The sequence below is a fragment of the Alkalibacter saccharofermentans DSM 14828 genome, assembly GCF_900128885.1.
GTDB lineage: Bacteria > Bacillota > Clostridia > Eubacteriales > Alkalibacteraceae > Alkalibacter > Alkalibacter saccharofermentans.
The window spans coordinates 146,766-153,723 of sequence record NZ_FQTU01000005.1 but is presented as its reverse complement, the minus strand read 5'-3'; the positions used below and the strand labels follow the sequence as shown (position 1 = coordinate 153,723).

5 protein-coding genes are annotated in these 6,958 nt (G+C 41.1%); 3 read left to right on the top strand and 2 right to left on the bottom strand.

Annotated features, from left to right (window positions below; genetic code table 11):
* Both BUB93_RS05230 and BUB93_RS05225 read left to right on the top strand, forming a co-directional pair.
* Window positions 1–1,593 (top strand): SH3 domain-containing protein (locus BUB93_RS05230; RefSeq protein WP_207648103.1); only part of this gene is annotated, 1,593 nt, incomplete at its 5' end.
* Between the two features lie 504 nt (window positions 1,594–2,097).
* Window positions 2,098–3,120: a zinc-binding dehydrogenase gene (locus BUB93_RS05225; RefSeq protein WP_073270028.1), complete on the top strand. Its 1,023-nt coding sequence runs from the start codon at window positions 2,098–2,100 to the stop codon at window positions 3,118–3,120.
* Between the two features lie 165 nt (window positions 3,121–3,285).
* Here the strand turns inward: BUB93_RS05225 and BUB93_RS05220 are convergent, their stop codons facing one another.
* Together BUB93_RS05220 and BUB93_RS05215 are read right to left on the bottom strand one after the other, a co-directional pair.
* Window positions 3,286–3,684 (bottom strand): hypothetical protein, encoded by a 399-nt coding sequence (locus BUB93_RS05220; protein WP_073270027.1) that lies wholly within the window; start codon window positions 3,682–3,684, stop codon window positions 3,286–3,288.
* A 78-nt stretch (window positions 3,685–3,762) separates the two neighbouring features.
* Window positions 3,763–5,157: a sigma-54 interaction domain-containing protein gene (locus BUB93_RS05215; RefSeq protein ID WP_159432066.1), complete on the bottom strand. Its 1,395-nt coding sequence runs from the start codon at window positions 5,155–5,157 to the stop codon at window positions 3,763–3,765.
* 352 nt (window positions 5,158–5,509) lie between these two features.
* On the opposite strand from BUB93_RS05215, the gene BUB93_RS05210 reads away from it, so the two are divergent.
* Entirely contained in the window at window positions 5,510–6,823 is a 1,314-nt protein-coding gene (locus tag BUB93_RS05210; protein WP_073270026.1) for a RuBisCO large subunit C-terminal-like domain-containing protein, read from the top strand.
* Window positions 6,824–6,958 lie beyond the last annotated feature (135 nt).

Sequence of the window (6,958 nt, the reverse complement as noted above, 5' to 3'; positions counted from 1 at the left end):
AGGCTAAAGCCAGGAAGCAATACTGTGACGGTCCAGGCAATAGGAGAAGATGGCACAAGCCAGAGCATAAGCAGAAGCTTTAGCGTGACAAAACCCATACCACGAACTATGATAGACGCCCCTTTAAGCAACCAGAGTATAAACAATCAAGACGTACTTGTAAGGGGTTGGGCACTGAATGGCTCTGGAGTAAAGGAAGTGCGTGTATCGGTAAATGGGACACACATAGGCAATGCCCAGACAGGTTTGAGCCGTCCAGATGTGAATAATGCATACCCAGGATATCCCGGAGGGGATAGAAGTGGGTATAGTTATACTTTTAGTGATAGTATATTAATATCTGGATATAACACGATTATAATTCAAGCAATAGGTAATGATGGAACAATCCAAAATTCTCAAACTAGAGTTTATATGCCTGAGCTACTTTACCACTCAACCTATTACTATACAACATTCTCTGATGCAGTTGATGTCCAACTTGTGAGAAATGCACAAACAGATTTATATGGTAATGGTTGGGAAAGTGCCAAACGAGTTGATGTTGAGTCACATATGAATCCAAATAATTATTTGCAGTTTACGCCTGTTAACGATAAAAGCAGTGCAAAAACGTTGCAGATTACGGCAAGTTCTTTAAATGTTAGATCGGGACCTGGAACGAGCCATGGCGTAATTGGTTCTGTTGCACGGAGCCAAACATATTCAATACTAGGTCAATCAAATGGGTGGTATCAGATATCATACAACAGTGGATCAGGCTGGGTATCAGGAACACATGTTGCGTTGATAGGAAACACTCAAACTATGCCAAGCTTACCTAGCGCTGTTGAAGTGACAGCAAGTTCACTGAATGTTAGAAGCGGACCAAGTACTGCTTATAGCATTATTACAAGCGTTTCATTCGGTCAAACATTTTCTGTTCTTGATACTTCAAATGGATGGCATCAAATTAATGCTAACGGACGCATTGGCTGGATATCTGGTCAATATACTAAACAGGTCAAAAAGATACCGGGAGAGTTGTACCAATTTTTGATATTGTCAGGTAGCTCAGGAATAAGCTCTTCAAATTTGAATACAGAGCTTTCGGGTAAAGGCATTCTAGCTGGACAAGGGGAAGCTTTCATGAGAGCAGGAAGAGACAACAATATTAACGAGATCTACCTGTTAGCACATGCATTTCTAGAAACAGGAAATGGAACTTCTACGTTGGCAAATGGCGTGTGGGTGACATCGGTTGATGGAAAAGCAGTAGCTCCAAAGCGAGTTTATAATATGTATGGTATTGGAGCAAAAGACGGTGATGCACTTCGCCTAGGTTCTGAATATGCATATAAGCAAGGCTGGGATACACCCGAAAAATCTATAATAGGTGGTGCAAAATGGATTGCAGATCAGTATATCAATAACGCCACTTACAAACAGGATACGTTATACAAAATGAGATGGAATCCTGCTACACCTGGAGATCACCAATATGCAACAGATATTGGATGGGCACTTAAGCAGACTAGAAATATGGACATGATGCTTGAAATTTGCCAAAGAAACAATATACCTCTAAGATTTGATATTCCATCTTACAGGTAAAAAAGCAAAAAAGGGGACACTTCCCAACTATCTATCAAAATTGACATTAAGGGTGTGTAAAAGCATCCTTAATCCTGGATAGCATGATTAATAATTAAGCATAATGGATTTAAAGAGATAATAATGGACGATTCTAAGCCAACTGGCAATTACTTTTTGTGTTTTTGGTTGGCATTTATTGCAGTTCTAGATTACCATAAACATGGGTCTGCGGTCCGGCATGGAAACCGGACCCTACGGCTGCACAGTTAAATAGTCGATGGGCAGTCGGGAAATGGTCATAAATACCTTTGTTTTTCTAGTCGTTTAACTATTGCTTGACTATCGCCCCATGCGGGTTTAACAGTATTTCCTGATATTTGTATTGTTGTTTACTTTGGATGACAGTATCAAACATGTACCTTCCGTGTTTCAACTGAGAAACTTTCTCCACGAGCATTGAAGGCTTGATCTACATTTTTTTGTGATATAATTGAATGAGAAATTATCCAGGGGGGAATAGCCATGAAGCAAGTAATGTATTACAATCCGAAAGATATCAGAGTTGAGGAACACGAAATTCCAGTACCGGGTTATGGTGAGATCGTAGTTAAGAACAAGGTGTCTTTAACCTGCGGCACAGACGTAAAAATATATATGAGGGGCTACAGATGGGATCCGCCATTTTCATTTGGTCACGAAGCGGCTGGGGTGGTTCACGCAGTAGGGGAGGGCGTCGATAAGTTTAAGGTTGGGGACAGACTGGTTGCTCACAATTCTGCTCCATGTCACGAGTGTTATTTTTGCAAGAAAGCGCAGCATTCCTTGTGCGAAAACCCGATATTCAATAAAGGGGCTTTTTCAGAATATCAACTGGTTCCTGAAAGGATAGTAAGACAAAATGCATTTAAGATTCCCGATGAGATGGATTATAAGCAGGCTGCATTACTGGAACCTTTTTCTTGTGCTGTTTATGGTACCTCAGAAGTTCCTGTAGAGCTTGGCGACACAGTGGCTGTAAACGGTTGCGGACCTATTGGGCTTATGTTTATAAGGCTGTGCTACTTGCGAGGGGCCAGGGTAATAGCTTGTGATAAATCAAAGAGCAGATTGGAAATGGCAAAAAAGCTGGGGGCTGCACATGTTGTAGATATTTCAGAAGTAGACGACCAGGCAGGAGCTGTAAGGAATCTTACCGAGGATAATAGGGGAGTAGATATTTCCATAGAGGCAGTAGGCTTGTCAAAGGTATGGTCTATTGCAATAGACATGGTTAGAGCCGGGGGAACCGTACTATGCTTTGGAGGGACGCCTAAGGGTGATAAAGTGGAAATTGACACTACTTTGCTGCATTATTCCCAGATTACAATTAAAGGGGTGTTTCATACCACGCCGAGACATGTGAAAGAAGCTTTTGAGCTCCTGAAAATGAAGGCTATAAGCGCTGATGATTTTGTGGATAATGAATACGGGATAGATCAAATAGAAGAGGCTATTTTAGATCATGCAAAAGGAGAGGTAATTAAAAACTGCATAATATACGGGTAAAAGTTGTAAGTGTTAGTGGATTCCTCTGGGGTCATAGATAAATGCCTGAGTCTGTCGTTTCGAATGAAACGACAGACTCAGGCGATTCTATGATAAGTAATGGTATTTGTCGTTGTGTAGCTTGCGCTTTCACTTGGCATTTCAGATTTTACTGAGATCCCTACGTTACTTTCTTTTAATTGCATTCGAGGGCTTGAACCGAAGAGCTGACCAGTCTTCATCCAAGGCAACTTGTCTGACGGGTTCTAGGCCTAATTCCTTAAAAGCATCCCAAAAGTCATCTCTGCTTAAATCTGAAGTATATAGCTTTGAAGATTTTTTGGGATATGATACCCATATAAGTCCGCCAGGATCCATGCTGGTTTTTAATGTGGGCTTTATCTGTTCTAACTGAGCCTTGTCCTTTGCAAAAATTAGCACAAATTGATGGGGTTCAATGGGGCTATTCTCGTGTACGGATAAGACGTCTTTCCATAGAGCAAGCACATGTTTGAATTCTTCAGGTGGATTTATCACCAGCACAGCCTTTTGGTCCTTCACATTTAATTTTCTTAATAATTCCATACGATTTCACCTCTCGATTTATTAATTCAGATATTCCATTATTACCCTTTTGCAAGGGCTTGACCCATTGTTTATAGCCTACTTTTTCAGCTTCCTTAATAATGTGGTCCTATGGACGCCTAAGATCTTTGCCGCCTCTTCAAAATCTTTTGAGTTTTCCAAGGCATCATTAATCACCTTTTTCTCATAAGAAGCTACCAATGTGCCGAGAGTGGTGGTTCGCGCATTTTCTCTGTGTTCGTTGGCAAGGTCCACTTTTTCAGATATGGATTTAGGAACCGTTTCCAGGCTTAAGGAGTTTGTAGGGCTTAAGACCAACATGTTTTCTATAGTGTTTTCAAGCTCCCGTACATTGCCTGGCCAGTCGTAATCGAGAAGCATTTCAACAGCATCAGAATTGATGTTCTTGTTGAAGTTGTACTTTTCGTTGAATTTGCTTATGAAATGATAAATCAATGGTATAATGTCGTTTTTTCTTTCTCTAAGGGGTGGTATGGTTATCTGAACCACGTTTAACCTGTAGTATAAGTCCTCTCTAAAGAGTCTCTTTTTAACCATTTCTTCTAAGTTTCTGTTTGTGGCCGCAATTACCCTAACGTCGGTTTTCGTTGGCGCTACATCCCCCACCCTGTAAAACTCGCTATCTTGCAAGACCCTAAGGAGCTTTACCTGAAGAAGAAAAGGAAGATCTCCTATTTCATCCAGCAGAAGGGTGCCGCCCGTAGCGACTTCAAAAAGTCCGGGTTTGCCTTTTTTAAGTGCTCCTGTAAAGGAGCCTTCGGCATATCCAAAGAGCTCGGATTCCAAAAGGTTCTCTGGTATCGCTCCGCAGTTTATCTTGACAAAAGGCCCGTTTTTTCTCTTTCCTTCGCTGTGTATTATTTTGGCGATAACTTCTTTGCCTGTCCCGGATTCGCCGCTTATAAGAACGGTAGTGTCTACTTGCGCTACTCTTCGGGCAAGGTCGATCACGTTTTTCATGGCATCGCTTTGAGCTATGACATCGGAGCTTTCTGCCATTTTTCTTAAGATCTTTAATTCCCTGTAATAATTGCTGGAAAGTCTTTTTATCTGCTCAAGCTCATTTTTCATCTGTACGAGCTCTGTCATATCTCTTATCTTGGTTACAACAAAGATCACCTCATTGCCTTTAAACATTGGATAAGAAGATATCATGACATGCTTTCCGTCATCCAGCTTTTGGGTTAAGGTTATCTCCTTTTTCTGCTCGAGGCACAAAAGGGCCACGTTTTCGGGGAATATTCCTCTTTCTTTAAGATCCTTTAGATTTTTGCCTAGAATCTTTGATGTGTCTACATTTAGTATTTTTTTAAGCATGCTGTTAAACCTGAGTACGATGCCCTTTGAGTCGATGGTATATATCGCATCAGGCGTGGATTCCATAACGGCGCCTATTTCAAGGAGCAATTCACGATACTTTGTTTCGTAGGATAAATCGACTGAATTATTCACATTTAAGCCTCCCATGATCATTAAATAGACTTATAATAACATTATACAGCATAAATTGAGTAGCTGCACGATTTTGTGTCGTAAAAACGCACATTTCAAGTGCAAATATGCACAAAGCTAAAAGCAGAAAAGGATTGAACTTTGCGTGTTGCAAATAAATGTTTGTGCAAATATGCACAAAATAGATTTGTCTTGGTATTTTGCATCTTAGTGACTTGTGAGCACAAGCCTTGATAACACAGGATATCAGGTATTTATATTATTCCGCAGATAATTGGCATGCAAGTTGCACATATATAAGTAGGAGCGTATGTTCTTTAAGCTTCACAATAAAAACTAAGGAGTTGATCACATGTATTACGATCCAATTATGTTTACTTGCATGGAGGGGCTGGATTTAGAAGAACACATGATTGCAACATACTATATGAGGGCAGAGATGCCTGTGGAGGTTGTCAAGTTTGCTCAGGCAATAGCAGCTGAACAAGCAACGGGAACATGGCTAAACGTTCCTTTTGAAACACCTGAGGTCAGGAAGAAGCATGCTGCAAAAGTAATGGGCATCTACGAAGTGCCGGCTTATGACAGAGAGCTGCCCAAAGACCTTCAATATAGGGATTTTATAATTAAGATCGCCTTCCCTAGCATCAATATAGGTAACAACTTCCCTATGATATTTACGACCCTAATAGGAAACATTTCAGCAGGAAGAATAAAGCTTGTGGACATAGAGTTTTCACAAAAGTATCTTAAAAACTTCAGCGGGCCAAAATTTGGGATAGAAGGTCTTAGAAAATATCTCGACATTAAAGAGCGTCCACTGACCCTTGCGATGATCAAGCCTGATGTAGGCTGGACGCCGGAACAAGGCGGGATAATGGCTTATGATGCCTTCAAAGGCGGAATAGACATTGTAAAAGACGATGAACTGGTGGTAGGAGACTCTGATTTTTGTCCTTTGGAAGGCAGAGTAAAAAAAATCATGGATGCGGCAAAAAGAGCTGAAGAAGAAACCGGAGAGAAAAAGATGTACACTCCGAATATCACAGACGATATAATAAGGCTAAAAGACAACGCATACAGGGCTTTGGATGCAGGAGCAAATGCCCTTATGATAAATACCTACGTAGTCGGCTTTTCAGCCTTTAGGATGATAGCTGAAGATCCAAACATAAATGTTCCCATACTGTCTCATCCGGATTACGCAGCGGCCCAATCATATGCGCCTGATACAGGGGTAGCTATATACCTTCTTTGGGGCAAGCTGGTAAGGATGGCAGGAGCAGACCTTGCCGTTACCACGAACTATCATGGAAAGATTCCGGTTATGAAGGATAGGTACATCCAAAGCTGCATAGCCCTTACAATGCCTTTTGGAAACATCAAGCCATGCTTCCCGGCGCCTGGTGGAGGAGTTTACCCTGGGATCATTCCTGAAACTATAGAGGAGATAGGCAAAAACGTAATACTTGCAGCAGGGGGAGCGGTACACGGGCATCCCCTTGGAGGAGTAGCAGGTGGAAAGGCGATGAGACAAGCAATTGACGCCGTTATGGAAGGTATAAGCCTAAGGGATTATGCAAAAGATAAACCGGAGCTGGAAGCGGCAATTAAAGCCTGGGGCATATCCAACGAAAAAGAAGACCTTTTCGATATGAAAAAATAGAATGAAGTTTTTTCCTTAAAGACTTTACAGCTACGAAATATAAGGCTTAAAACAAATGAAAATGACCGATATACCAAGTGAAGAGTATTTTTTGCTTGGTATATTTTTTTTGTAAGGTCATTTAATTTGACAAGG

What these genes read in the sequence shown, in the direction of transcription:
- BUB93_RS05225 (WP_073270028.1), top strand. Translation starts at nt 2,098, where the DNA reads ATGAAGCAAGTAATGTATTACAATCCGAAAGATATCAGAGTTGAGGAA.
- BUB93_RS05210 (WP_073270026.1), top strand. Translation starts at nt 5,510, where the DNA reads ATGTATTACGATCCAATTATGTTTACTTGCATGGAGGGGCTGGATTTA.
- BUB93_RS05220 (WP_073270027.1), bottom strand. Translation starts at nt 3,684, where the DNA reads ATGGAATTATTAAGAAAATTAAATGTGAAGGACCAAAAGGCTGTGCTG.